The organism is Duncaniella sp. (assembly GCF_029056165.1).
Lineage (GTDB): Bacteria > Bacteroidota > Bacteroidia > Bacteroidales > Muribaculaceae > Duncaniella.
This window is the reverse complement of record NZ_JAIDBW010000058.1, coordinates 1-26,178: the sequence shown is the minus strand read 5'-3', so window position 1 is coordinate 26,178 and position 26,178 is coordinate 1. Positions and strand designations below refer to the sequence as shown.

At 50.5% G+C, this 26,178-nt stretch carries 22 protein-coding genes and 2 tRNA genes; 16 read left to right on the top strand and 8 right to left on the bottom strand.

The features are described from left to right. Positions 1–2: 2 nt before the first annotated feature. Positions 3–74, bottom strand: a tRNA-Glu gene (locus K2G41_RS12000). A 282-nt stretch (positions 75–356) separates the two neighbouring features. Between K2G41_RS12000 and K2G41_RS11995 the strand changes: the two genes are divergently transcribed. Both K2G41_RS11995 and K2G41_RS11990 read left to right on the top strand, forming a co-directional pair. Then, positions 357–1,124 carry a hypothetical protein gene (locus tag K2G41_RS11995; protein ID WP_300118582.1) on the top strand — a complete coding sequence of 256 codons (768 nt, stop codon included), beginning with the start codon at positions 357–359 and terminating at the stop codon, positions 1,122–1,124. 9 nt (positions 1,125–1,133) lie between these two features. Then, on the top strand, positions 1,134–1,853 hold the full coding sequence (locus tag K2G41_RS11990) for a DNA repair protein RecO C-terminal domain-containing protein (protein ID WP_300118579.1): 720 nt from the start codon (positions 1,134–1,136) through the stop codon (positions 1,851–1,853). 16 nt (positions 1,854–1,869) lie between these two features. Here the strand turns inward: K2G41_RS11990 and K2G41_RS11985 are convergent, their stop codons facing one another. The 4 genes from K2G41_RS11985 to K2G41_RS11970 form a co-directional block, all read right to left on the bottom strand. Further along, positions 1,870–2,070 (bottom strand): hypothetical protein, encoded by a 201-nt coding sequence (locus K2G41_RS11985; RefSeq protein ID WP_300118576.1) that lies wholly within the window; start codon positions 2,068–2,070, stop codon positions 1,870–1,872. Between the two features lie 300 nt (positions 2,071–2,370). Beyond that, entirely contained in the window at positions 2,371–3,027 is a 657-nt protein-coding gene (locus K2G41_RS11980; protein ID WP_300118573.1) for a hypothetical protein, read from the bottom strand. 21 nt (positions 3,028–3,048) lie between these two features. Further along, positions 3,049–3,756, bottom strand: coding sequence for a hypothetical protein (locus K2G41_RS11975; RefSeq protein WP_300118570.1), 708 nt, complete (start codon positions 3,754–3,756; stop codon positions 3,049–3,051). 3 nt (positions 3,757–3,759) lie between these two features. After that, complete coding sequence (locus K2G41_RS11970) at positions 3,760–4,137, bottom strand: hypothetical protein (protein ID WP_300118567.1); 378 nt, start codon at positions 4,135–4,137, stop codon at positions 3,760–3,762. Between the two features lie 546 nt (positions 4,138–4,683). Here K2G41_RS11970 and K2G41_RS11965 point away from each other — a divergent pair. The 12 genes from K2G41_RS11965 (at position 4,684) to K2G41_RS11910 (ending at position 17,698) form a co-directional block, all read left to right on the top strand. Further along, positions 4,684–4,756: transfer RNA gene (locus tag K2G41_RS11965), tRNA-Pro, on the top strand. 528 nt (positions 4,757–5,284) lie between these two features. Next, complete coding sequence (locus K2G41_RS11960; protein ID WP_300118564.1) at positions 5,285–5,686, top strand: DUF5053 domain-containing protein; 402 nt, start codon at positions 5,285–5,287, stop codon at positions 5,684–5,686. Positions 5,687–6,230: 544 nt separating this feature from the next. Beyond that, on the top strand, positions 6,231–6,980 hold the full coding sequence (locus tag K2G41_RS11955) for a DUF6562 domain-containing protein (protein ID WP_300118561.1): 750 nt from the start codon (positions 6,231–6,233) through the stop codon (positions 6,978–6,980). Positions 6,981–7,231: 251 nt separating this feature from the next. Further along, entirely contained in the window at positions 7,232–8,737 is a 1,506-nt protein-coding gene (locus K2G41_RS11950) for a 4Fe-4S binding protein (RefSeq protein WP_300118558.1), read from the top strand. Between the two features lie 33 nt (positions 8,738–8,770). Then, positions 8,771–10,171, top strand: a complete 1,401-nt coding sequence (locus tag K2G41_RS11945; RefSeq protein ID WP_300118556.1) for an aldo/keto reductase — start codon at positions 8,771–8,773, stop codon at positions 10,169–10,171. Then, positions 10,158–10,628 (top strand): DUF1893 domain-containing protein, encoded by a 471-nt coding sequence (locus tag K2G41_RS11940; protein ID WP_300118554.1) that lies wholly within the window; start codon positions 10,158–10,160, stop codon positions 10,626–10,628. Before K2G41_RS11945 ends, K2G41_RS11940 begins: the two co-directional genes overlap by 14 nt. Positions 10,629–10,699: 71 nt before the next feature. Next, positions 10,700–11,212, top strand: coding sequence for an ECF transporter S component (locus tag K2G41_RS11935; RefSeq protein ID WP_300118552.1), 513 nt, complete (start codon positions 10,700–10,702; stop codon positions 11,210–11,212). A gap of 380 nt (positions 11,213–11,592) precedes the next feature. After that, positions 11,593–13,578, top strand: coding sequence for a putative porin (locus K2G41_RS11930; protein WP_300118550.1), 1,986 nt, complete (start codon positions 11,593–11,595; stop codon positions 13,576–13,578). A gap of 98 nt (positions 13,579–13,676) precedes the next feature. Further along, positions 13,677–14,624 carry a transporter substrate-binding domain-containing protein gene (locus tag K2G41_RS11925; protein ID WP_300118548.1) on the top strand — a complete coding sequence of 316 codons (948 nt, stop codon included), beginning with the start codon at positions 13,677–13,679 and terminating at the stop codon, positions 14,622–14,624. A gap of 235 nt (positions 14,625–14,859) precedes the next feature. Beyond that, on the top strand, positions 14,860–15,414 hold the full coding sequence (locus tag K2G41_RS11920; protein WP_300118546.1) for a DUF308 domain-containing protein: 555 nt from the start codon (positions 14,860–14,862) through the stop codon (positions 15,412–15,414). A 232-nt stretch (positions 15,415–15,646) separates the two neighbouring features. Beyond that, positions 15,647–16,942: a replication-associated recombination protein A gene (locus K2G41_RS11915; RefSeq protein WP_300118544.1), complete on the top strand. Its 1,296-nt coding sequence runs from the start codon at positions 15,647–15,649 to the stop codon at positions 16,940–16,942. Positions 16,943–17,188: 246 nt separating this feature from the next. Beyond that, on the top strand, positions 17,189–17,698 hold the full coding sequence (locus tag K2G41_RS11910) for a hypothetical protein (protein ID WP_300118542.1): 510 nt from the start codon (positions 17,189–17,191) through the stop codon (positions 17,696–17,698). A gap of 62 nt (positions 17,699–17,760) precedes the next feature. On the opposite strand, the gene K2G41_RS11905 is transcribed toward K2G41_RS11910, so the two are convergent. The 3 genes from K2G41_RS11905 to K2G41_RS11895 are packed head-to-tail and all read right to left on the bottom strand — an operon-like array spanning position 17,761 to position 23,535. After that, complete coding sequence (locus K2G41_RS11905; RefSeq protein WP_300118540.1) at positions 17,761–19,143, bottom strand: TolC family protein; 1,383 nt, start codon at positions 19,141–19,143, stop codon at positions 17,761–17,763. After that, positions 19,140–22,259 carry a multidrug efflux RND transporter permease subunit gene (locus tag K2G41_RS11900; RefSeq protein ID WP_300118538.1) on the bottom strand — a complete coding sequence of 1,040 codons (3,120 nt, stop codon included), beginning with the start codon at positions 22,257–22,259 and terminating at the stop codon, positions 19,140–19,142. The genes K2G41_RS11905 and K2G41_RS11900 overlap by 4 nt, the downstream gene beginning before the upstream one ends. A gap of 1 nt (position 22,260) precedes the next feature. Beyond that, entirely contained in the window at positions 22,261–23,535 is a 1,275-nt protein-coding gene (locus tag K2G41_RS11895) for an efflux RND transporter periplasmic adaptor subunit (RefSeq protein WP_300118536.1), read from the bottom strand. A gap of 308 nt (positions 23,536–23,843) precedes the next feature. Here K2G41_RS11895 and serC point away from each other — a divergent pair, with 308 nt between their 5' ends. Together serC and K2G41_RS11885 are read left to right on the top strand one after the other, a co-directional pair. Beyond that, entirely contained in the window at positions 23,844–24,914 is a 1,071-nt protein-coding gene (gene serC, locus K2G41_RS11890; protein WP_300118534.1) for a 3-phosphoserine/phosphohydroxythreonine transaminase, read from the top strand. Between the two features lie 57 nt (positions 24,915–24,971). Further along, on the top strand, positions 24,972–25,892 hold the full coding sequence (locus K2G41_RS11885) for an NAD(P)-dependent oxidoreductase (RefSeq protein ID WP_300118532.1): 921 nt from the start codon (positions 24,972–24,974) through the stop codon (positions 25,890–25,892). The last annotated feature ends 286 nt before the right edge of the window (positions 25,893–26,178 follow it).

Here is a 26,178-nt window from a genome sequence, read left to right as displayed (position 1 = left end):
TGTAGCCCATAGGAGAATCGAACTCCTCTTTCAAGAATGAAAATCTTGCGTCCTAGCCGATAGACGAATGGGCCTTCCCAAAAGCGATTGCAAAGTTAAGTACTAATTTTGATTCTCGCAAATTTTTTAAGAAATTTTTGATATTCTCCCTCTTTTTATCTACTTTTGTATCGTTAAGAATTACTCCGTTTTGTTGGTGGAGTGCATGGGAAGCTACCCATTATATATAATTAAGGTGTGATCCCGTGTGCGATATGCTTTGGCGGAGATGATCTCTGACTGGATAAGTTTTATTTTTCACAAATCATTTTTTAACAATAAATCACATCATTTTCATCATTAAACCTAAAAGTGTTATGAAAAAAATTCTTGCTTCACTCGTTGTCGGTCTTGCGTCGCTGGCCGGTACTGTCAGTGCTTCCGAACCTTGCTGTCAGGCTCCGGCATCTATCGGTCCGGATGCTAAATCATTCTTCGGCATCGCCAATCATCTTGGCGTTGGGCTCGGTGTCGGCACCAACGGTATCAGCGTAGAGGCCGCAACTCCTCTGACCCGTTTCGTTTCAGTGCGCGCCGGTGTCCACTTCATGCCTAATATTAAGTACAGCACCGATGTCGATGCTACTTTCATTGTGAATAATTCTGAACAATCGACTGATGTCGATGTTGATTGCGGAATCGGTCGCACGCAGGGCTCGCTCATTTTCAACATCTATCCTTTACCCCACGGTTCATTCTTCGTTGCGGCCGGTGCATATTTCGGTGGCAATAAGCTCATCAAGCTTCATGGCCACAGTGCTGAACTCGAAGGCTACAAGGACGCAGGTATCGAGATCGGTGACTACAAGATCCCTGTTGATGAGAACGGTAACGTCCGTGGTGGTCTCAAGGTGAACGGCTTCCGTCCCTATCTCGGTATCGGTTGGGGTCGTGCAATTCCGAAACATCTTCTCAACTTCAACATTGAGCTTGGTGCCCAGTTCCAAGGCAAGCCCAAAGTATATTCGGAGACCGGTGACCTCAAAGGTATCGACGAGATGGCCGATAATGATTTCAAGGACTACATCAAGTATCTCAAGGTCTATCCCTGCCTCACATTCCGCCTCACCGGTAAAATCTTCTGATCCTTCGGAATGAATCTCCACCTTGTGGCTCTAAAGACCACAAAATACAGCGACACCCAGACGATCCTCACGGCCTACAGCCGTGAGCTCGGACGGGTGTCGTTGACTTTGCCGGCCGGCAAAGGGAAAGGCTCTGCGCGTGCCCGTGCGCTCACGATGCCTCTCGGTCTCCTCGAATGTGTGAGCGAAGTCCGTCCCGGACGTGAGATCCTCCCCATGCGTCAGCTTTCCCAGACGGTCGCATTCGTCTCGCTCCACACCGATCCGGTCAAGCAGATGATGGCGATGTTTCTTTCCGAGCTTCTTTCAGTGGTGCTTCAGGGAGGAGATACCGACAGCGGATTGTATGATTTTCTTGAAATGGCAATAAGGCTGCTCGATGGAGCGGATGCTCCCCGGACAGCCAATTTCCATATCTGTTTCCTCATGAATCTCGCGCGTCATCTCGGCATAGAGCCCGACGCATCGACCTATGCTCCCGGCGCGCTTTTCGATCTTGCCGACGGGTGCTGGCGACGGACCATGCCGCTGCATCGCAACTATCTCGCTCCTGATGCTGCCGAAGTGGCCCGAAGGTTGTCGCGTATGACTTTTGCCAACATGCACCGGTTCCGTTTCAGCCGTAATGACCGGAATACTATTCTCGACACCGTACTTGAGTACTACTCGCTCCACTATGTATCGATGCGCAATCTGCGCTCGCTCGATATACTCAGGATGATGCTCTGATGTGAGAGCTGGCGTGTCAACGTATATATTGCTTCGCCTCGGTCATGACCGGAGCTTCAGCGGCAGCAAGACTGCGCTCCTTGAGAGCTGCGAGAGCACGGCGGTGAGCGCGGTAAGTAAAGAAGCGGTTGATGAACATGCCGGTGACGGTCACAAGAATCACCAGTGATACGATGCCTAACCAAAGGAGAAGTGTGCGGATGTCGAGGGGTGCCATATTGAATAGTTTTTAGTAGGGGTGAGAAATGAGTGTGTGTTTGAAGTAGTATTGGCATCACGTTCTTTGCATGTCATTGTACCATAGAGAGTCAATGGCGTGAATAGTTGGTGTGCTTTCGAAAATAAAACATCAGTGCTCACGATCTTGTTTGATGAGTACTGAAATAAGTTTATCAATAAGTGGATATTTTTTTGAACTGCTACTAAATTATAAAAATTGCCCTGTATCAAAGTCGATGCAGGGCAATTTCTTATGTTTGTATGCAGATGCTGATTCTGCGGCTATTTGAAAAGTCGCTTAGTTTTGAGTGAATGTCATGTCCTCTACAACTAAGGTCTGCTTACCAAATGTATAGAATCCTATTCCAGAGAAATCGAGAGGCATATATTTTACCTTAAGAATCTCCATGCCATCAACGAAGAAAGACAGTACATCTCCGTCGCAAACAAGTTTCCATTCTTGGTTAAGTTTCGCTTTGTTAGGCCATTTTATTCCTTGCATGATATTACCCACTACGCGATTGTCAACGTATCGTGTGAAGTTCACCATTTCATCGTTGAAATTAAAGCAATAGAAATTTCCACCATCTTTATAGTTAAATACAAAGCCACAGACACGATCATTAGCAAGTTTGTCAATTTTGACATTTGCAATTACTTCAAAAGGTTTTTTGACATCAAGGGGAGCATAGCAGTGTGTCTCGAAGAAGGTATTCTCCCCAATCTTTGTTGCCACACCACTCATCGCTGTCAGAAACGCCCCGGCAGCCTTGTTCTCTCCTTTGGATTTTATAGTCATCACTCCTTTATCAATTACTGCCGAACCTTTGTTGCTTTCGAATGCGCATTCGGTCCAGCCAAGAGAGTTCGCGTCGAATGTATCGACAAAACTTTGTGCGAATGATGCCATTGATACGGCGATAATCATACACGATAAAAGAAAAGTTCTTTTCATGATTTGGTCTTTATTATGTTATTAAATGCTACTTGCTTTTCCAATACGGGTTTGGAGTTCTTCCACCATCGGCTCTAACTCTTTGGGCAGTCGGTCCACTTCATCAAATTCTCCGTGGCGAGCTTGCATTGCGCCCGCAACTTCTGAGGATATCTTTATCTGAAAAGCAACTCTTTCAGGAGTTGTCACATCTCTTACGGTCACACGGTTACGAAGCTGCTTCTCAGACATATTGAAAGTCTTGTATTTCCAAGGAGTTTGAAGGTATCCACCGTGAAAATCAGTTGTCTCGATTTCTGGAAAATAGTTGAGTAGGATCTGATGAAGAAGTTTCCATGCGGCCTCGCTGTTCACTTTTCCTTCGTTGTCAATTGAATAATATTGAGGATCGAGGGTTATCGTCATATACTTATTGACTAGACCAGAAGCCGCAGACCCTCGATAGAATCCATCTTGCATAAGGTTAAATGAAAGGGAATTACGCTCGTCGCCTCCATAAAATTTTGAATTTGCTGTCGTATATTCATTGCATTCTACGCGAATTATCACGACCTGATTCTTTTTAGGAGGTCTAGTAAATTCGCCGTAACCGTATCCTATAAGATTATTGTCAACGTAGATCGCCGCTTCTTGTGGCTGCACTGAGATTTTAATGACCTTAGCCTTTTTCTCTGCATAAAGAGAGAATCCGACCACAATGGACACTAAAAGTAGAAGAAACTTTTTCATGGGCTAAAATGGTTTGGTTGAGTATTTATAGTTTTTAGGAATTTGCAATTCAATCAGTATCCCTTTGCTGTCATTGACACTAATGCGACGACGGAAGACTTCTATGCCATTATCGCGGCATGAAACCTCGATATATTCACGACCTTTTGGCACTGTATAATAGACTAAATCTCTGCCAAGATATTCATCATCAACATATATTTCAATTTGACGTTCTTGACAGGTAAATCCAATAGTTTTTGTTGACGAGCATGAAGAAATACTGATGGTCGCACAACTCAACATTATAATTGCAAGAAATATTTTGCAATAATTAAACGCCTTTTTTAGATGGTAGTAAGGTTGATTCACAAAACTTGTTAATGCGTCAGCCGCTCCCAATACTGACTATGCAACAAAAAAAGCGTGAGAGCCATACTGGTTGCTCGTTCTACAAACGGAGGCTCTGGTATTGCCCATCTTCGTTGAACGAGCAAACTTGCAGAAGCCTCACGCAGAATATGTGTAAAAACATCAATAGCCCACGCTCTCGCGTCAGCTGTTGATGGAATATACATATCCACAAGGCATCTACTGTTTGCTGCATTCTTGACGAAGATTGAAAATTTACCAGATTTCCGTTTGTCAAGAAAGAGCGTCGAGTAAACGCTTTTCATTATGTCCGCATCCCGCCGCTCAAACCCCGACCGGGCTCCTGCATTGCGGTCTGCAATTGCAAAGTTAATGATTCTTTCTTAAATTCCTGCTATTTATTGTCTCAAATTGTCATCAAATTATTATAGAAGAATCGAATTAAATATATCGGCAAATAAACCTATGTGAAATCGAAGTTTTGGCACTGCATGAATTTTTTTTTGGAGGATAAAAGAAAAGTTCTTACCTTTGTGGTCGCAAAAGCCTCATTAGGCCAAGATGCATTATAACTTCCGGGGTGTAGCACAGTTGGCAGCGCGCCACGTTCGGGACGTGGAGGTCGGAAGTTCGAGTCTTCTCACCCCGACCCTTTAAGGGTTGAAAGCCTGTAAGTTTTTAAAAACTTACAGGCTTTTTTAATTTAACTGGAACAGTATCGGGACAGGTCATTTTTACCGGCAGACGACGACACAAGGCTGTTGTTTGTGGTTATTCGTTCATGCTCTGAACCGTCTAGCATTGCGAGAATAGTTCAAAACTTTTGGATTCTCCAAATTTTTAGACTGAATTTTCTTGGAAAATAATCAAAAGATTATTAGCTTTGCAATGTCTTAAGACAGAGACATGAGTTCATCGACAGGTTTAAATGACCGGATAGAAATCCTCAATGAATTGAGGTTCTATCTCCGACATGAACAGAAACTCCTCAAAGAGGGGTGGATGACCGAGTCGGACTTCTTGAAGATTGTGGAGGCTCTCATTCGAGAGTATGCTGTAATCTTGCTTACAGAGAAGTGACAGTCATGTAGGACTCCGGCCTTGGCCGAGTCCTACCTATCGATGACAAATCTCCGGATTAAGATGTTTTTTTGGATAACTATTAGCCCACCGATATATGAAACCAGAATTGAAGCAGTTACTTGACTCTATAGCATCACAATCGGATCTTGCCTCGTCATCTACGGACGAGATGATGAGCCGGGCCTTTTCTTTGACAACGAGTGACGAGGATCGCCGTGAGGCAGGGATCTATCTTGCCACGGCTATAGGAAAGCGCAAGCGTCCGGAAGTGGATGTGAAAGGAATGCTTGGAGATATGGGTGATGCCATAAATCTTTCATATATCGCCAAGCGTTATTTCAACAAAGACCGTACATGGCTGTACCAGCGCATCAATCACACTGCGGTCAATGGGAAACCTGCCGCCTTCACACAGGCGGAACTACAACGATTGTCCGACTCGCTTGCCGAGCTCAGCAATAAACTCAACCAAATTTCTGTTCAACTTACTCATTAATCTTTCTTAAGACAGACACTTTCCCCGACATCCGTCAAGGATGCCGGGGATTTTTAGCTATGACGGATATGTCATGCATCTGTGGCGAGAATCAACAAGGGGCGTAGTTGCCGACGAACCCCAATGGATGAGTTCACAAGCTTCCGCTGACTGATAATATATGATATGTTTGGTGTTAGGCGGATTATTAGTATATTTGCAAAGTGTAAGATGACTGCAAAATGCGGAATCTCTCGCGACGTCATGTTTTTCTCCGCACAGATCATTGATGCCGTACCTTATTTCTTAAATACCGTGTCCCTGCTAACACAACATCCATTGCCAACATTCATCCGGTATGCCTCGATAATGATCGTGGCAATGTTGTCATGTCTTATGGCTGGGTGCCGTAAGGGAAATGAGCCGGACGGCGGCCATGGATTGCAAGTGTCACTGCAGTTGCCTCCCGACGATATGGGACAGTTGGAAGTGAGGATCGGGCGTGGTGATATGGAATACGTGCGCCGCTGTGTGGTGGAGGTTTTTAGATCCGGTCGAGCGGGTTATGCGGCGCGTATTTACTCCGGTGGTGGATTTCGGGGGACGTTTTGACACGGCTTTCAATTTGCCCGATGGAGAATATGATTTCAGGATATGGAGTGACTATGTCCGTGCTGACTCACCGCAGAGAGATCTTTGCTACCGCACCGATGATCTTGATTATATCTGTCTGATTGATCAGCGGCCTGATGTTCCGGTCGGATTCCGTGATGCGGCATTCGGCAATCTTGAAAATGTCAGCTGTCCGTCGGTCTCCGGAAAGATCGGGCTGAAACTCACACGGGCTGTCGGGCGTTACACAGTGCTTGGTGAGAATGTGAAGAAATATCTTCTCCTTCACAAAGATATCCCTGAGCACTTTCCGCCGGTAGAGGAGCTGAGATTTGAAGTCATCTCCCTATTGTTTTCTCCTACATCCTTCTGCGTTAGGGAGGGCGAGGTAAAGAATGCCGGGACGGGTATGACCTACATCTGTAATCCGTCGGTCTTGCCGGAGTGCGGTATCACAGACAACGATGAGCTGACGATGGCCGATGACATAGTTCTTGCGGGGAGCGGAGTGTCTGAACTCACCCTTAGGATCAACGTCTGGAATGCCGAAGGGGATTATGTCGGCTTCATAAGCGGTATTCCCGTTGATGTGCGCAAGGATCGGCTCACCATCATCCGCGGCAGCTTCCTTGAGCTTGGTACGCTCGTCGATAAAATTATAATTGACGAAGAGTGGGCCGACGATATCATCATAAATTTCTGAACGGAGCATAAAGCTCTAAACTTTCGTTAATCCTCGTTAATCCGTAATAATGTTAAGATAATAGGCAATATTGTTTACAGCTATTTATCATAAAAGTATTATATTTGCAATCCTCAAAGATTTCGTTTAAAGGGTTTTGACCTTCACGCGGATTAAGTGAATGAATCCGGATTAGTGTCTTTGGAATCTTCCTTACATAACAGTGGTATAACCAATCATAATCATAAATCACTCTGCAATAAAATTTCAGTATGCTAAAAAGACTGCGTCAGACAGTGGCCTTGGCCGTGATCGTGCTGATAAGCCTGCTTTTTCTTGACTTCACCGGCACTGTCCACGGATGGTTCGGCTGGTTGGCCAAGATCCAGTTTCTACCCGCCCTCCTTGCGTTCAACTTCCTTGTTGTGGCCGGGCTGATTGTTTTCACCCTTATTTTCGGTCGTCTGTATTGTTCGGTTATCTGTCCTCTCGGAATAATGCAGGACGGGTTCGGATGGCTCGGCAGGAAGGCCAAGAAGAACCGCTACCGCTATTCGCCGGCTAAAAGTGTCCTCCGCTACGTCATGCTTGCCGTAATGGCCGTGGCCATACTGCTTGGCCTCGGATCGCTTGTGGCTCTGCTTGCCCCTTACAGTGCCTACGGACGTATAGTCCAGAGTCTCCTGTCGCCTCTATGGCAGTGGGGCAACAATCTGCTTGCCGGATGGGCCGAGGAGCATGACAGCTACGCCTTTGCCAATGTCGATATATGGATGCGCGGTGGTGTCACACTCGCTGTCGCTTCAGTGACTCTCGTCGTGCTCGCCGTACTCGCATGGCGCAACGGACGTACCTATTGCAACACCATCTGCCCCGTCGGGACAGTGCTCGGATTTTTCAGCCGTTTTGCATGGCTGCGTCCAGTGATCGATACTTCCAAATGCAACGGTTGCGGACTCTGCGCGCGCAACTGCAAGGCCGCATGTATCGACAGCAAGACCCACACCATAGACTATTCCCGCTGCGTCGATTGCATGGACTGTCTTGAAAAGTGTCATCAGGGCGCGATCTCCTACACTCATCGCCGTCCGGTGCCCTCGACAGTCAAGCCGGTCGCTGCGGATGCAGCTGCTGTCAGCATTAAGGCAGACCCCTCGCGCCGTCAGTTCCTCGGAGCTACCGCCGCAATAGCCGTAGCTGCTACCGCCAAGGCTCAGGAAAAGACCGTCGATGGCGGTCTCGCGGTGATCGTTGACAAAAAGATCCCTGTCCGTCACACACGCATAGTCCCTCCCGGTGCACAGAGCTTGCGCAACATGGCCTCGCACTGCACCGCTTGTCAGCTCTGCGTGTCGGTGTGTCCCAACGGTGTCCTCCGGCCTTCGACAGATATGCTCACCCTTATGCAGCCGGAGTCATCCTACGAGCGTGGTTACTGCCGTCCGGAATGTACGAAATGTTCAGAAGTATGTCCCGCGGGAGCTATCCGCCCGCTCACGGCGGCCGATAAGTCTGCCACGCAGATCGGTCATGCCGTATGGGTCAAGGACAATTGCGTTCCGCTCACCGACGGTGTGGAGTGCGGCAACTGTGCCCGTCACTGCCCGGTGGGTGCCATCACGATGGTCGCTTCCGATAAGTCAGATCCCGAATCGGTCAAGATTCCCGTCGTGAACACCGAACGCTGCATAGGCTGCGGCGCATGTGAGAACCTCTGTCCCTCGCGTCCATTCAGTGCCATCTATGTCGAGGGTCATGAAGTGCACCGCACCATCTGAAAAATCTCCCCTAAAAACCAACTCTGAAAAAGCATGAAACACGAAGATAAAAAAGGTCTCGACCGTCGCGGTTTTCTTAAACGCATGGGCCTCGGAGCATCGGTGATGGGTCTCGGACTCGCCGGATGTGATTCCAAGAAGAACCCCGTGACCGGTGATCAGACCACATCAGCGGAAATTCCGGTTGACAAGATGGAGTACCGTACCAATCCCAAGACAGGCGAGAAAGTGTCGCTGCTCGGCTACGGCTGTATGCGCTGGCCTACCGTGAAGATTGACGGTAACGATGAGATTGATCAGGAGACGGTCAACCGCTTGGTCGATACAGCGATAGCTCACGGAGTCAACTATTTCGACACGTCGCCTGCCTATTGCAAGGGTCGGTCGGAACGCGCCACCGGTATAGCCCTCAAGCGTCATCCGCGCGACAAGTTCTACGTTGCCACCAAACTTTCCAACTTCTCTCCCTCCACGTGGGGACGTAAGGAGTCGCTTGACATGTATCACAACTCTTTCAAGGAGCTTCAGGTCGATTATATCGACTATCTTCTGCTCCACGGCATAGGCATGGGCGGTATGGAGGCCCTCAATGGCCGCTATATCGACAACGGTGTCCTTGACTATCTTCTGAAGGAGCGTGAGGCCGGACGCATCCGTAATCTCGGTTTCTCCTACCACGGAGATGTGGAGGTGTTTGACTATCTGCTGTCGAAACACGATGAATATAAATGGGACTTCGTGCAGATCCAGCTCAACTATCTCGACTGGAAACACGCCAAGGAGATCAATCCGCGCAACACCAATGCCGAGTATCTCTACGAGGAGCTTGCCAAGCGCAACATTCCCGCCGTCATCATGGAGCCGCTTCTCGGTGGCCGTCTCTCCAACCTGCATGACCATGTGGTGGCGCGTCTGAAGCAGGAGGAGCCGGAGCGTAGTGTGGCCTCGTGGGCGTTCCGTTATGCCGGAACTCATCCCGACGTGCTTACCGTGCTCAGCGGAATGACCTACATGGAGCATCTGGAGGACAATCTCCGTACATACGCTCCTTTCAAGCCATTGACCGATGATGAGATGCAGTTTCTCTACACTACTGCCGACCTCATGATGCAGTATCCCACCATACCCTGCAACGACTGCAAGTATTGTATGCCCTGCCCCTACGGTATTGACATTCCCGCCATCCTCCTGCACTATAACAAATGTGTCAACGAGGGCAATATCCCCGAAGGACATGAAGGTGAGGCTTACCGCAAGGCGCGTCAGGCATTCCTCGTGGGTTATGACCGTTCCGTCCCGCGTCTGCGTCAGGCAAGCCACTGCATAGGTTGCAACCAGTGCGGGCCTCACTGTCCGCAGTCGATCGACATTCCGGGTGAGCTTCACAGGATCGACGGCTTCGTGGAGCAGTTGAAACAGAATGTCAAAGCCTGACGGGGGGACGCGTATGGAATTAATGTTTTATCCTTGGAATTGCCGTGAAGCCATCAGGAGGCTTCACGAGGGGCAGTGCTCATGCGTCATCTATTCGGGTGGCTCCTACATCGAATGTCATGAGCGCGGAGTCAAGGACCTCTACCGTCTGCTGACCACTGACCCGGAAGTGCTTCATGGCTCTTTCGTGGCCGACAAGGTGATAGGCAAGGGTGCCGCCGCGGTAATGGTTGCCGGAAAGGTAGGAGCTGTCTATACGGATGTCATCAGTCGTCCGGCTCTTGCACTTCTGCAATCCGCCGGTATCGAGGTTGATTTCAAGGACTGCGTGGATAACATAATCAACCGCGCAGGCACTGGCATCTGTCCGGTCGAGCAGCTTTGTGCCGACTGTGCGACAGCCGAGGAGTGCATACCGCTCATCGGGCAGTTCCTTGAGTCGATGGCTAAACGTTGAAGTTAGGTCTTTGACGCAGCATCAAATCTTTTTTTGAACAAAATAATATTGAATAAATAAAAATCAAAAATATGCAGACTACATTACAACTCCGTTCACTTCAGTTCGATGATTCACGGACTTATCTTGCCGCAACAATCTTTGTGATCGGCAATATCCTTCTTCCGCAGCTGTGCCACCTCATACCCCAAGGGGGACTGACATGGCTGCCGATCTATTTCTTCACTCTTGTCGGAGCTTACAAATACGGATGGCGTGTCGGACTTCTGACCGCGCTCGCCTCACCGGTGATCAATTCGCTCTTTTTCGGGATGCCTCCCGTAGCCGCACTTCCTGCCATCATGATCAAGTCAGTGCTTCTCGCACTCTTTGCCGGATATGCAGCCTCGACTTACCGTAAGGCAAGCCTTCTGATTCTTGTAGCCGTCGTACTTGCCTATCAGTGTGTCGGCACACTTGCTGAATGGATAATCAAAGCCGACTTCATCGCCGCATGTCAGGACTTCCGCATCGGCATCCCCGGAATGCTCCTCCAGATCCTCGCTGGCTGGTTCTTCATCAACAAAGTCAACCTCTCAAAATAATCAGACTGGAAAAATAACCAACTCCATCCGTCCGATCACTTTGGAAATATCATCCATATAATTATGGTCAGAATGCCACAATGATTCGTTTGACGATGGAAAAATTGGATATCACGAGAAATATTGCGTTAAGGGAAGATACTGGCTCAAAATAGTCTGAATACTAAATGAATGTTAACAATATCCATTATTGATACTTTTAATGTAAAAATAATGTTAATTGTAATATGTTTTTCAACATAAAAATTTGGAGTTTCATGAAAACTCCCTACCTTTGCATCAGTTTTTCATGGTATTAGATTTAAGGTAAGAAGATTATTCGTCGTGATGACGGATAATTTTTTTTATATCCGCATTTTAGCGTATCTTTGCAGTTACTTATGAAAAATCATATCCTCATCATTATCACAATACTCCTTGCAGGATTCGGAAAGGCCGAGGCGCATATCAACGATGATAATTCGGCTGATTCACTGTCCTACGCATGGCGCATACTTCAGCCACTCGGTCTGCGTGAGCGTGCCGGGATGGATACGATTATGCTGAATTACCATCAGACTGCCGTCCCGTCGTCCTATAGTCCGGCTTTCGCCACAACCGGCAATCAGGCGTCCGTGGGCAAGAATATGATATTCATGGACAGCAAACCGATGAGCGATTTCTTCTTCCGTGACGCCAAGCAGTTCTGGATTCCGAATCTGGAGACCATGCGCTTCTACAATACGCGCATCCCGATGTCGCAGGTAGGCTACAATACCGGCGGCGGACGCGAACTTGCTCAGGATTGGTTCAAATTCCTTTTCTCCGGAAATCTCAACAAGCGCACACAGATCGGTGCGCAGGTCTCGTATCCTTACTCAAAGGGTAGCTATGAGGCGCAGGCCGCCAAAGGCTTCATCTGGGGACTGTCAGGCTCATACACGGGTGACCGATACGAGTTTCAGGGATTTTTCAACACATACAACATGCTCAACAAGGAGAACGGTGGTATCACCGACGATCTCTACATCACCGATCCGGCACAGCTTCAGGGAGGTGTCTCGAAGATCAACCCCAAGAGTATCCCCGTGAATCTTTCCAACTCCCACTCACGGGTGGCGGGCAAACAGATATATATGAACCACCGCTACAAGGTGGGCTACTGGCACGAGGATAAGGATGAGAATGACTCCGTCGTGGCGCGCGAATACATTCCCGTCTCCAGTTTTATATGGACCTTCGATTACAATGACTCGCGCCACAGGTTCACCAATACCAACGCCTCGCAGGAAAGCTCTTTCTGGACCAACCATTACATGAGCACCGAGGCGACCAACGATCACACCTCATACAGCTCCGTGCGCAACACCTTGGGAATCTCACTTCTTGAAGGTTTCAACAAGTATGCCAAGGCCGGTCTGGGAGCATTCGTGACCCATGAACTCCGCACATATCATCAGACCACCGACACGCTCGCCATTTCCGGCGAGGAGCGTCCCGGAAATCTCACGCCCTATCCGTTTGCCGAACGCATGAAGGGAAAGGAGACCCAGAATCTGCTCTACGTCGGCGCACAGCTCGTCAAGCAGCAGGGACATCTGCTCAACTATGAAGCTACGGCGAGCCTCGGTCTCGTAGGCCCCGCCGCCGGTGAGATCAAGGCGGAGGGCAATGTCTCGACCCATATCAAACTTCTCGGTGACACGGTGACAGTCAAGGGCTACGGTCATTTCAGCAACACGACCGCCCCATATCTGATGAACGATTACATATCCAACCACTTCGCGTGGAAAAATGAATTCGGAAAGATACGCCGTCTGCGTTTCGGCGGCATTCTTGATCTCCCGCATACAGGTACTTTCGCCAACGTCGGAGTGGAGAATATTCAGAACCACATCTATTTCAGCCCTGAAATGCTTCCCGTGCAGAACGGAGGAAGCGTTCAGGTGTTCAGCGTGCAGATTCAGCAGAATTTCCGCTGGCGCGCCCTCAATTGGCAAAATTCGCTGACCTATCAGAAATCATCGGACGACGCCGTGATCCCTCTGCCCGAATTTGCCGTCTATTCCAATCTCTTCCTCAACTTCCGTGTGGCCCACGTGCTTCAGGCACAGATCGGAGTGGATTGTGACTACTACACCAGCTATCATGCCCCCGGTTATCAGCCCTCGACAATGGCATTCTATAATCAGCGTGAGGTCAAGTGCGGCAACTATCCGTTCATGAACGCTTACGCCAATTTCAAGCTTTCGCGCGCACGCTTCTTCGTGCTCTATTCACATTTCAATCAAGGAATGTTCGGGTCTGACAATTATTTCTCGCTCCCGCACTATCCGCTCAATCCACGCCGTTTCCAGATGGGCGTGATTGTCGATTTCGTAAACTGATTCCGGAGCGCGCATCACACTTCTCTCTGAACATCTAAAGCCGTGTCGGTTGTTTATATAAAAGTGATAAATATATAAACGACCGACACTTCTTTTTTATGTCAACGAAAAGCAATAAGACTCCTGATAGCCGACAGACTCCGGAGTCGTCAACAGATCGAAACACATTCACACGTCCGGACGGAGGGAAGGACGGGAAGAAGAAACGTGGACTGCAATCGATGTTTCACGACCCGCGTGCAGGCATACTGCTGTCCTTGATGCTGATTGCCGTAGGGCTCATCGTCAGTGTCAGGGAGTGTTCCACTCCTATGCCTTCCAACGGTTATGAGTATGTCCGCGGACGTGGCGACACCATAAACGTGGCCATCGACTATTCCCCTATGTCGCTTTACCGTTTCGGTGACTCGCTTGCGGGATTCAATTACGAGATGATGAAGGATATGGCAGCCATGTATGGCGACAATGTCAAATTCTATCCCATCGCTTCGGTCAATGAGGCTCTTGACGAACTCAAGGCCGGTAAGTATGACGTGGTTATCTCCGATCTCCCCGTCACGGCCTCCCGACGCGAGAGTTTCCGTTTCACCGAGCCGGTCTATCTTGACAAACAGGTGCTGATAAGCCGCGACACCACCGTAAAGTCGCGCCTCGATCTCGGAGGAAAGGAGATATGGTCACTCGAAGGCTCACCGGCCGCCGAGCGTCTTCACAATCTTGCCCGTGAGATCGGTGACACCATCATCATGCGTCACGACTCCATACGCAGTGCGGAGCAGCTATTCATGCTGACGGCTATGGGTAAGATCCCCTTCGCGGTGATCAACAGTGCCAAGGCCATTCATCTCGCCAAGGATTATCCTGATGTCGATGTCACGACCCCGGTATCGTTCACGCAGTTCCAGTCATGGGTGGTCAACAAGGATAACCCCGCTCTTGCCGATACGCTCGACTCGCAGATCCGACGCTTCAAGCAGACACCGCAGTACAAGGATCTGATAGACCGCTATCTGCTCCAGACAGCCGAAAAAGATGATGAATTATGAATTATCCTGTCTCGTGCGAATCGGTATGATCACGATTTTGAATATTAAATAGAATCCGGATAATCAACAAAATTATTTTTTGAAGTGTTATCTTTATAAAGCGGTGCTGATGGCCGCTGAAATATCTTTCTTCCTCAGACCGCGAGGCGTTGCAGCCGATACTGTCAGACCGAGGGATTCAAAATAGAAAAAGAAAAACATACATAAAATTTCAACTATTAAAACACACACGATTATGAAAACTCTCATTGAAAAATTCTGGGGTGAGTCCCGCTATTGGTGGGTTGTACTCCTTGCAGGTATCCTCATGGTGATCTGCGGTTTTGCATATTGGTTCTGGCCGGTAGCAGGTTATGCCGTCGCTTCACAGATTTTTGGCTGGCTTCTTATTCTTGTCGGCATCGTTCAGCTCCTTGTCGCATCAGGTCCTGACAGAGGCAAAGGCTGGGGCTGGTGGCTCGCCGGCGGTGTGATCGATATCTTCATCGGTTTCATGCTTGTGCGCAGTATAGTCCTTTCTGAAGCCGTGTTCCCCTACTTTATTGCATTCATATTCATCTATTGGGGCATCAGTGCTCTCTGCAGTTCTGTCATGAACAGCGGTCGCCGCTACTGGTGGTTGCAGCTCATCAACGGTATGCTCCTCCTTCTCATCGGATTCTTCTTCATCGAGGCCGGTTGGGTACAGGATATGGCAATGACCAGCTTCCTTACTTCACTCGCATTCATCTACTGGGGCTTCACCATCGCAATGCTCTCATACGATATGAAACCTGCGCTCCGCAAGTGAGTCTGTGAATGAGGCGAAAGGGCTTAATGCCCCGATCAGTTTCAAAGAATTATTCAACAACATATAATCAGGACCTCCGCTCCGGACTTGGATGGGCGGAGGTCCTGTCTGTATCTATTAGGTATCCCTTCGGCGGTCACGGAGTTTTTAGCTTGGCGGTCGGTATGAAAGATCCTCTTAGGCCGTGCAGCCTATTGCGCGAAGGTGAAATAATGAGTAAATTTGCAGTGTCATGAATCAGCCACTTGCCGAGCGGATGCGTCCGCGCACACTTGATGATTACATAGGTCAGCTCCACCTCGTCGGTCCGGGAGGAGTGGTCCGCCGAATGATTGAATCGGCCAAAGTATCGTCTTTCATCCTCTGGGGGCCTCCCGGAGTGGGGAAGACCACACTTGCACGTATCATAGCCAATACGGTCAACGTCCCTTTCTATACGCTCTCGGCTGTCAGTGCGGGAGTCAAGGATGTCCGTGAGGTGATCGAGCGGTGCAAAGCCGACGCGCGGAGCATGTTTACGGGCGGACGGCCGATACTGTTCATTGATGAAATCCACCGTTTCAGCAAGGCGCAGCAGGATAGTCTGCTTGGTGCGGTCGAGAGCGGAATCGTGACGCTCATCGGAGCGACCACCGAAAATCCGTCGTTCGAGGTGATACGTCCGCTGCTGTCACGCGCTCAGGTCTATACGCTCCGCCCGCTCGAACAGGAGGATCTCGAACTGCTGCTGAAACGAGCCATCGAAGGGGATGAGGTGCTGAAATCACATGGTGTTGAGGTCGAGCAGACCACGGCTCTTTTTCGCTTTGCCGGCGGCGATGCGCGCAAACTGCTGAACATCCTTGACCTTCTTGAACAATCGACGGCTCAGGGTGAACCAGTGGTGATCAATGACCGCATAGTCACTGACCGCCTTCAGGAGAATCCGGCGGCCTATGACAAGAACGGAGAGATGCATTATGACATCATCTCGGCCTTTATCAAGAGCGTGCGCGGATCGGACCCGGATGCCGCTCTCTACTGGCTCGCACGTATGATCCACGGCGGTGAGGACCCGGAATTTATAGCGCGCCGTCTGCTCATTCTCGCGGCTGAGGACATAAGCCTTGCCAATCCAAACGCACTGCTGCTCGCCAACGCCACATTCGAGGCCGTGCAGAAGCTCGGTTTCCCAGAAGGTCAGATCCCGTTGGCGGAATGTACGGTGTATCTCGCGCTCTCACAGAAGAGTAATTCCACGTATATGGCTCTCCACAAGGCCATGAAGTTTGTGGAGGAGACCGGTGACCTGCCTGTACCGCTCCATATTCGCAACGCACCGACATCGCTTATGAAAGATATGGGCTACGGTCGTGACTATAAGTATGCCCACGACTATCCCGGAAATTTCGTGGTGCAGCAATTCATGCCTGATCAGGTCGGCCACGTAGGATTCTGGCAACCGTGCGACAACCCCGCTGAAATGCGCTCAGCCGCCCTCCAGAACCAACGCTGGCAAGGAACGAAGGATGGAGATGAGAAGGCATAGGGCTGTCAGTAGAATTTCTTTGCTGACTGATTCAGACTTTTAATTGAGACATAAGCTGACGCGCTTTAAGGGATATAGTGGGTATTTATAGGTATCCGGTTTTCATTATCGCATCTTTTTCGCCGGTTGGCGGGTGTAATTTTGTGGAAAAAATGAAATATGAAAGCGAAGAATGAAAATCGGGCACGAGTAGGGGAGAAGAGTAAGCTTACAAGAGGGAATATTGGCTCTGCGAAGTCACGCGAAGTGTGGACTAAGCCGGTATCGAAGGGATTTTATGAGAAGTTGCAGGTGAAGGTCTCGAATATCGTAAAGTCTTTGGGCTATGTCAGGGGCTATACGGACGAGATTATGAAAAGTATTGACCGCTATATGATAAACGGGGAAGTGCCTACCCGACATTATTGCGAGGAGTATTTTATGGCCATATTTTTCACTCTTCGTGTCGAAGTGGATGAGGCGATGGCCCGTTCGGCGGCTGCCCGACAGCGTGCGGCGCAACGTCGTGCCCGCAAAGCCGAGGAAAGGAAGGAAGCGGAGAGTAAGAAAAAACTTGTGGTATCCCTTTTGGAAAGCAGGATTAGAGAAATTGGATCTACTGATTCTTGTCCGAAACCGATATATCCGGAGTGCGGAGATGGACCGGAGGGGGTGACAGTGGCCGCGATCGGAGAAGCCAGTAGCGTCAAGTTGAGGAATACTTCCCCGGTCAATGCTTCATCAGTTGAGACAATGTTCAAGTCTGCGTGCCTATGAGATAACTGCGTTATTCATGCGGGATCGGAAGAATTTCGCGGATAATACGCACAGGATTAATCCTATTTGAAATCCGTGGTCCAGCCACCTCCGAGGACTTTGTAGAGGTTGATAAGGGCGAAGTATTGATCACGCAGTGCGTTGCTTACGCCGATCTGCGCGTCGAAATAGCGTCGCTGCGCGTCGAGCACATCGATGTAGTTCAGAGTACCGGCGCGGTACTGGAGATGGGCGAGATGGACATATTTGACGGTTGCGTCACGAAGTTCGACCTTTACTTTTCCGTTCTCCATCACGCGGCGATAATTCTCAAGAGCATTATGGACTTCGGTGAAGGCGGTTATGACTGCTTTCTCATAATCGTAACGGGCCTGATCATAGACCGCGATCGCTGCCTGATATTTGTGCTTCTTGCGTCCGAAATCAAACACAGAGCCAGTGATTGAGCCGATAGCGTAGGTGAAGGGTGATTTGAAGAAATCGGCCAAGCCGTCGTTTTCGAAACCGCCGGTGAATGCGAGGCGGAGATTCGGGAAGCGGTTGGCGTAAGTCATGCCGACGTCAGCCATGGCCGCGGCCAGACGGCGTTCGGCCGCACGGAGGTCGGGGCGACGTTCAAGAAGCTGAGAGGGGAGTCCGGCAGGGAGACGGTCCGGCAGAGTGACGTTGAGCGCAAGTTCGCCGCGTTCGAGGATCTCACGCGGATATTCACCTATGAGCATTGTGATGGCATTGCGTGCGACGGTGACCTGCTGCTGGAGATTTGGAATGAGTGAGGCAGTCGAGGCGTATTCCACTTTGGCCTGCTGATAGACTGTCTCAGGCGTGAGACCCCCTTCAAAGCGGAGACGAGCCTTTTCGAGCGATTCGTTTCTCGTAGCGAGGGTCTGGCGGACGATCGAAAGCTCATTGTCAAGGGCGATCAGACGGAAATAGGCTGTGGCTACTTCCGCTATCAGGGTCATGCGCATGGCCTGAAGATCATCCACCGATGCCTGAAAACGCGATGCACCGGCTTTTTTTGCCCATGACAGCGACCCCCATAGATTAGTTTCCCAGCTGACAGTCAATTTCAGATCGTATTCCGGATCTTTCGTCGTTCCGGCACCGTTGTAGTCATTTGTTTCGTTATTGCCACCGACAAGCCCGCTGATCTCAGGATAGAGGTTGGCTTTGTCAATTCCGTAGAGGTGGCGCGCTTCTTCAACGCGTGCGGCAGCCTTGAGGAGATCACGGTTGTTATCAAGCGTGAGACGGATGAGGCGTCGGAGAGTGGAATCGGCATAAAATTCCCACCATGTCATATCAGCCACGGAGGCGGAATCAGGCTCGAAACCGGAAATGTAGGATTCGGGCATGGTAGTATCGGCAGGAGTCAGATTCCTCACTCCTGAGCAGCTTGTGAGAGCGATTATGGCAATGAGAATCGGGAAAAATTGTTTCATTTGTCATCGGTGGCTTTATCGGCTTTGCGGCCGCGTTGGGTCAGACGGTTGATTGCTACGAAGAAGAACGGGACGAACACTATGCCGACGGTGATGGCTACGAGCATACCGAAGAATACGCCTGTGCCGATGTCGCGGCGTGCGGCAGAGCCCGGACCTGATGCGAAAAGGAGTGGCAGAAGGCCGAGCATGAATGCGAGTGATGTCATGACGATGGGTCGGAAACGGAGACGGGCGGCTGTCAGCGCGGCCTTTACGGCATCGACACCCTTATCGACCTCTTCTTTGGCGAACTCCACGATGAGGATGGCATTCTTGGCCACGAGTCCGACGAGCATCACGAGTCCGATCTGGAAATAGATGTTATTTTCAAGTCCGCAGATAAATATGCCGAGATATGCTCCCACACCGGCGATGGGCAGTGACAGGATCACGGCAAGCGGGACGCTCCAGCTCTCGTACTGAGCGGCAAGGAAGAGGAATACGAAGAGGAGGGCGAGGCCGAGGACAAGTCCGGTGTTGCCGCTCTCGTGCTGCTCCTGATAGGAAAGACCGCTCCATTCGACAGCTATGTTGTCCGGAAGATGTTCGCGGACAATTTTTTCCAGCGCATCCATAGCCTCGCCTGTACTGTGGCCTTGAGCGGCCTCGCCCGATATTGTCGCGGCGTTGAACATGTTGAAGCGGCCGATAGTTCCCGGACCGGTGGTGAAGCGTGACGATCCGAGCGACGAGATGGGGACCATCACCTTGTCGGCACTACGGACAAAGAAGAGGTTGAGATTGTCGCGGTTGGAACGATAGGGGGCTTCAGCCTGAATATAGACACGGTAGATGCGGTTGAACATATTGAAGTCATTGACATAGATCGATCCGGTGAATGCCTTCATGGTCGAGAAGATATCGCTGACCGGTATGCCCTGTATCTTAGCCCTGTCACGATCGACATCGAAGTAGAGCTGAGGTATGTCGGCCTGCATTGATGTCGAGAGGCCAGCGAGAGCGGGATTGTCGGCTGCATAGTGAAGCAGTGTATCGACTGCGTTCTGCAGGTCGGTATATGTCGCGTCGGCTCGCGCTTCGAGCACCATCTCTATGCCTCCTGAGTTGCCGAGACCGGGGATGATGGCAGGAGAGAAGACGAATGCGCGGCATTCGGGATAGGACGAGAGGTGGGTGTGGATGCGTGAACGCACCTCGGAGATGTCGGTTGTCGTGCGTTCTTCCCACGGTTTCAGGATGACGGTGAGCTGCGAGTGTGCGGGATTGGTGCCGACGCGCGGAGATGAACCGGTGACATTGAGCACATATTCCACGTCGGGATCGGCCATGAGATATTCCATGGCTCTTTCGGTGACCTCGCGGCTGCGCTCGATCGTAGCTCCTTCGGGGAGTTCAAGCTCGACGGTGAAGTAGCCCTGATCCTCCTGCGACATGAAGCTGCGCGACACGAACGAGTTCATGAGATAGATGAACACGAGCGCAAGACCGAACGCCGCATACATGCGTGGCGGATGGTTGAGACAGCGGACGATCATGCGACCGTAAAACTTGTTGCCTCGGTTGAGCCAAAGGTTGATAAGACGGAATATCTTGAGTTTTTTCTTTTTCGAGGCTGGACGCAGGAGTTTGGCGCACATCACCGGCGAGAGGGTGAGGGCTACGATGGTGGAGATGATCACCGAGACTGCGATCGTGATGGTGAACTGTCGGTAGAGCTGACCGGTGATACCGGGGAGGAAGCTGACGGGGATGAACACGGCGCAGAGGACAAGCGACATGGCTATGAGCGCGCTGCTGAGGTTGCCCATGGCTTTGGCCGTGGCCTCGTATGGCGAGAGGTGTTCGGTGTTCATGATACGGTCAACGTTCTCGACCACGACGATGGCGTCATCCACCACAATACCTATGGCGAGGATGAGTCCGAGAAGAGTGAGCATATTGAGCGAGAAGCCGAACATGAGCATCACGCCGAATGTGCCGACAAGCGAGATCGGGACGGCAATGACCGGTATGAGTGTCGAACGCCAGTTCTGGAGCGAGAGAAAGACCACGAGGATCACGAGGATAAGAGCCTCGAAGAAGGTCCGATAGACGTGGTGGATCGACTCAGATATGTAGGTAGTCATGTCGAAGGGGATTTCATAGCTGATACCTTCAGGGAAATTCTTGGCTATGATCTCCATTTCGGCCTTGACTGCTTCGGCGACTTCCATCGCGTTTGCTCCGGGAAGCATGTTGATGTTGAGGACGGCTGCATTACCGCCGTTGATACCGCTCTCGGTCGAGTAGCTCGACGCTTCGAGCGATACGCGTGCGACGTCGCGCAGACGGATGAACGATCCGTCTGGATCGGCACGCAGGACTATATCCTCAAATTCTGCCACTGAGGAGAGGCGGCCACGTGCGATGATGGGCATGGTGATGTCGATATCCGTGGCGGGAGCCTGACCGAGTGCTCCTGCGGCTGATTCACGGTTCTGATCCTTGAGTGCACTCTGGATGTCCTGCACGGTCAGACCGAGATCGGCAAGTTTGTCGGGGGCTACCCATATCTGCATTGCATAGTAGCGGCCACCGACATTGCTGACGCTTCCGACTCCCGGAATGCGGCGCAGAGGATCGACGACGTTGAGCGTCGTGTAGTTGCTGAGATAGATCTCGTCAAACTTTGGATCGTCCGAAAGGATGGTTATGGTCATAAGGCGGCTCGCCGTCTCCTTGGAGACAGAGATGCCGTTCTGCACCACTTCGGCAGGCAGACGCGACTCGGCCATCTTTACGCGGTTCTGGATATCTACGGCGGCAAATTCGGGATCGGTGTCGATGTCGAAGGTAACGCGGGCCGTGAAACCTCCTGAGTTTGAACTGGAGGACGACATGTAGATCATGCCCGGTGTGCCGTTGAGTTCCTGTTCGATCGGTGTGGCTACGGCCTGAGTGACAGTCTGGGCGTCAGCACCGGGGTAGGAGGCACTGATCTTAACTACGGGGGGGACTATCTGGGGGTACTGATCGACCGGTAGCAGCGTGAGACCGATAGCTCCGATAATGAAGATCACGATTGATATCACTATCGAAAATACCGGATGGTCAAGGAAGAAGTTCTTTTTCATCTCAATCCTCCTTTACCTCTTCAGAGACTACTACGTCGGCCACCGCCTCTGCCGGCTCATCTTTTTTTGGAGCGGCGACAGGGTTGACTTTCATGCCGTGGGAGAGTTTGTGGTAACCTTCCACCACGATTTTCTCACCTTGTGCGAGACCGCGCTCGACGATGGTCGAATTGGCCACCTCCGGTCCCAGTTCGATGAAACGACGTTCGACGATGCTGTCGGGCCGCACGACATAGACGTATGCACCGCCTTTTTCGATGACGAGTGCTTTGTTGGGAATCCTTATGGCTTCCTCCCTCACGTCGAGGAGGACTTTCACTTTGGTGAACTCGCCCGGCAGGAGGCTGTGGTCGGGGTTAGGCATCTCCGCACGCACGGAGAAGGTGCCGGTCTTTGGATCGACCTGCGGATCTGCGAAATCGACCAGACCTTTGTGGGGATACACAGATCCATCGGCGAGAGTGATGGTCACGAAAGAGTTCCATTTACGTCCGCCCTCGGAACTGCCGAGGTTGACGTTGCGATCCTTGCTCATAAGATAGTCGAGGGCTGTCATGGAAAAATCGACGCGGACGGTGTCGCTCTTGACCACTGTCGCAAGGAGCGATTTGCCGCCGGAAGGACCGACGAGCGTTCCGATGTCGGCCACGCGCTCGGAGATATAGCCTGAAATAGGTGAGCTGACGCGGGTGTAGCCGAGGGTCAGTTCGGCCTGAGTGAGGTCTGCCTCGCTCACCACCACCTCGGCGGTCGATGTCTCGAATGCGGCTTTCGCATTGTCGAGATCGAGCTGGGAGGCAGCGTTCTGTTCATAAAGAGGCTTGATGCGGTTGAGGTCGCGCTCGGCTTTCTGTGCCTGTGCGCGGGCCTTGTTGAGCTGTGCGCGGGCTTTGTTCAGATGGGCCTGATAGAGACGGGGGTCTATAATGAAAAGGGTCTGGCCTTTCTCAATGTATGATCCTTCCTTGAAGAGCATGCTTTCAAGATAGCCTTCCACGCGGGCGTGGATCTCGACGAACTGCTGGGCGCGGATACGTCCTACATATTCACCATAGATGTTGATATTGCCGGTTTCGACAGTTTCGACTTCAACAGTCGGGACAGGTGTCGCAACTTTTTTGGGCCGCAGCAGGAAGAATGCGACGGCAGCGATGATGAGCAATACGATGAGGGTGATAATCCAAAAACGCCATGAGCGGGGAACAGGTAGCTCGAATGAACGACGATCCGGATTGATCTGATTCTGCCGGGTCTCCTGTTGTCTTTTTGAGGCCATTGTTTTTTTATAAAAATGTGGAAAAGATGTGATGATTTTTATTCCTTGGCTTGCACTGTAGCCGGAAAAAGCAAAATTTAGCTGTAGGTATAACGAAGAATATTGATAAATGGTTCGCAACGGTGTGAAAAAGGTCAATTACTGAAAAATTTCCATAAGTTTCAACATTTCTTGTTTGGCAGAATGAAAAAATAGCTATATTTGCGGATGTTAAGGGGCAAGTCCTGCTGCCTGCCGGTTGGGAGGCGCATGGGTAGCTCTTGATATCCTGAGGTTTTCACTTATTACTTAACATATATTATAAGCTTATGAAGAAGCATAATTTCTATGCCGGCCCTTCGATTCTTAGTGAATACACCATTAAGAATACAGCCGATGCGATCATCAATTTTGCGAATACCGGTCTCTCACTTCTCGAAGTGTCACACCGTGGCAAGGAATTCGTTGCCGTGATGGACGAGGCTCAGGCTCTTGTCAAGGAACTCCTTGATGTGCCCGAAGGTTACCATGTGCTCTATCTCGGCGGTGGTGCAAGCCTTCAGTTCTGCATGGCGCCGTTCAATCTCCTGCGCACCAAGGCCGGCTATCTCGACACCGGTACATGGGCTGCAAACGCTATCAAGGAGGCCAAGATCTTCGGTGAGGTAGAAGTGCTTGCTTCTTCAAAGGAGGCCAACTATACTTATTATCCCAAGGATTACACCGTGCCTGAGGATCTGGATTATTTCCACATCACTACCAACAACACCATCTATGGTACGGAGCTCCGCAAAGATCCCGATGTCAAGGTGCCTCTGGTGGCCGATATGTCGTCGGACATCTTCTCGCGCCCGATCGATGTAGCAAAGTATGATCTCATCTACGCAGGTGCTCAGAAGAATCTTGGTCCTGCCGGTGCGACACTTGTGATCGTCAAGGAGAGCGCGCTCGGTCATGTAGATCGTTTGATTCCTACGATGCTTGACTACCGTACCCACATCAAGAAGGGTTCGATGTTCAATACTCCTCCGGTGCTTCCTGTGTTCTCGGCACTTCAGACTCTCCGTTACTACAAGGAGCTTGGTGGCGTGAAGGAGATGGAGAAGCGTGACATTGCCAAGGCCGAGCTGCTCTACAATGCCATTGATGCTTCCAAGATGTTTGTCGGCACTGTCACCGATCCTGAATCACGCTCCATCATGAATGTCACTTTCGTGATGACTCCTGAGTACAAAGAGCTCGAAAAGGATTTCGTTGACTTCTGCTCCGCCCGCGGTATCGTAGGCATCAAGGGTCACCGTTCGGTAGGCGGTTTCCGTGCATCGCTCTACAATGCTCTGCCCATCGAAAGCGTGCAGGCTCTCGTGGATGCCATGAATGAATTTGAAAAGGCTCATTGATCGGGCAATCCACTCATATATTATATAAGGATAAATTTTTATCGAGACAAACATAGAATGAAAGTCCTCATAGCAACTGAAAAACCTTTCGCAGCTGTCGCTGTCGATGGCATGCGCAAGGTGATCGAGGATGCAGGTGCAGAGCTTGTGCTCCTTGAGAAATATACCGACCGTCAGCAGCTCCTCGACGCTGTGGCTACGGCCGATGCCCTCATTATCCGAAGTGACAAGGTGGATGCCGAAGTGCTTGCCGCCGCTCCCTCGCTTAAAGTGGTGGTGCGTGCTGGTGCCGGATATGACAATGTGGATCTCACCGCCGCTACAGAGCGTGGCGTGTGTGTGCAGAACACTCCCGGCCAGAATTCCAATGCCGTGGCTGAACTCGTGTTCGGACTGGCTGTGATGATGTGCAGAAATATGTATAACGGCACTTCCGGAACAGAATTGAAGGACAAGACTCTTGGCATTCAGGCATTCGGACAGGTCGGTCGCAATGTGGCGCGTATCGGGCGTGGCTTCGAGATGAATATTTCTGCGCTTGATCCCTACTGTCCCGACGACGTTATGGAGGATGCAGGTGTGACCCCCATCCATTCTGTCGAGGAGCTCTACCGTCAGAATAAAGTGGTGTCCATCCATATCCCCGCTACCGCCGAGACACGTAAATCGATCGGTTACGATCTTATTGCCTCCATGCCCAAGGGAGGTCTGCTCATCAACACTGCCCGTAAGGAGGTGATCGATGAGGATGGCCTGATCCGTGCGCTTGAGGAGCGTCCCGATCTCAAATATGCAGCCGACGTTGCTCCTGAACGAGCTGAGGAGATCAAGGAAAAGTTTGGTGACCGCGTATTCTTCACCCCCAAGAAGATGGGTGCGCAGACTTCCGAGGCTAATATCAATGCCGGTATTGCAGCCGCTCGTCAGGTGATCGCTTTCCTTACTACAGGGGAGGATCGTTTCCGAGTCAATAGATAATATTGTTGAGAAACGTTAAAATCTTTGATAATGCCAAATGTGCGCATGTGACTTTCGGGTCTCATGCGCACATTTTTTTGTCGTAGGGTGGGGGAGGTGTTAAAATGGGGTCTCAGTGGGGAAAACGGGTAAAATTACCCTAAAAGGGGATAAAAAGGCCTTTAACTGTTAAATTTCTGTTAAAACACCCATAAAAATTTGGAGAGAATGATGAAAGTTCCTACCTTTGCACCCGCTTTTGAGAAGCAAGCCCCGCAGCGGCGGAGCTCCTAGGGATGATAACAAG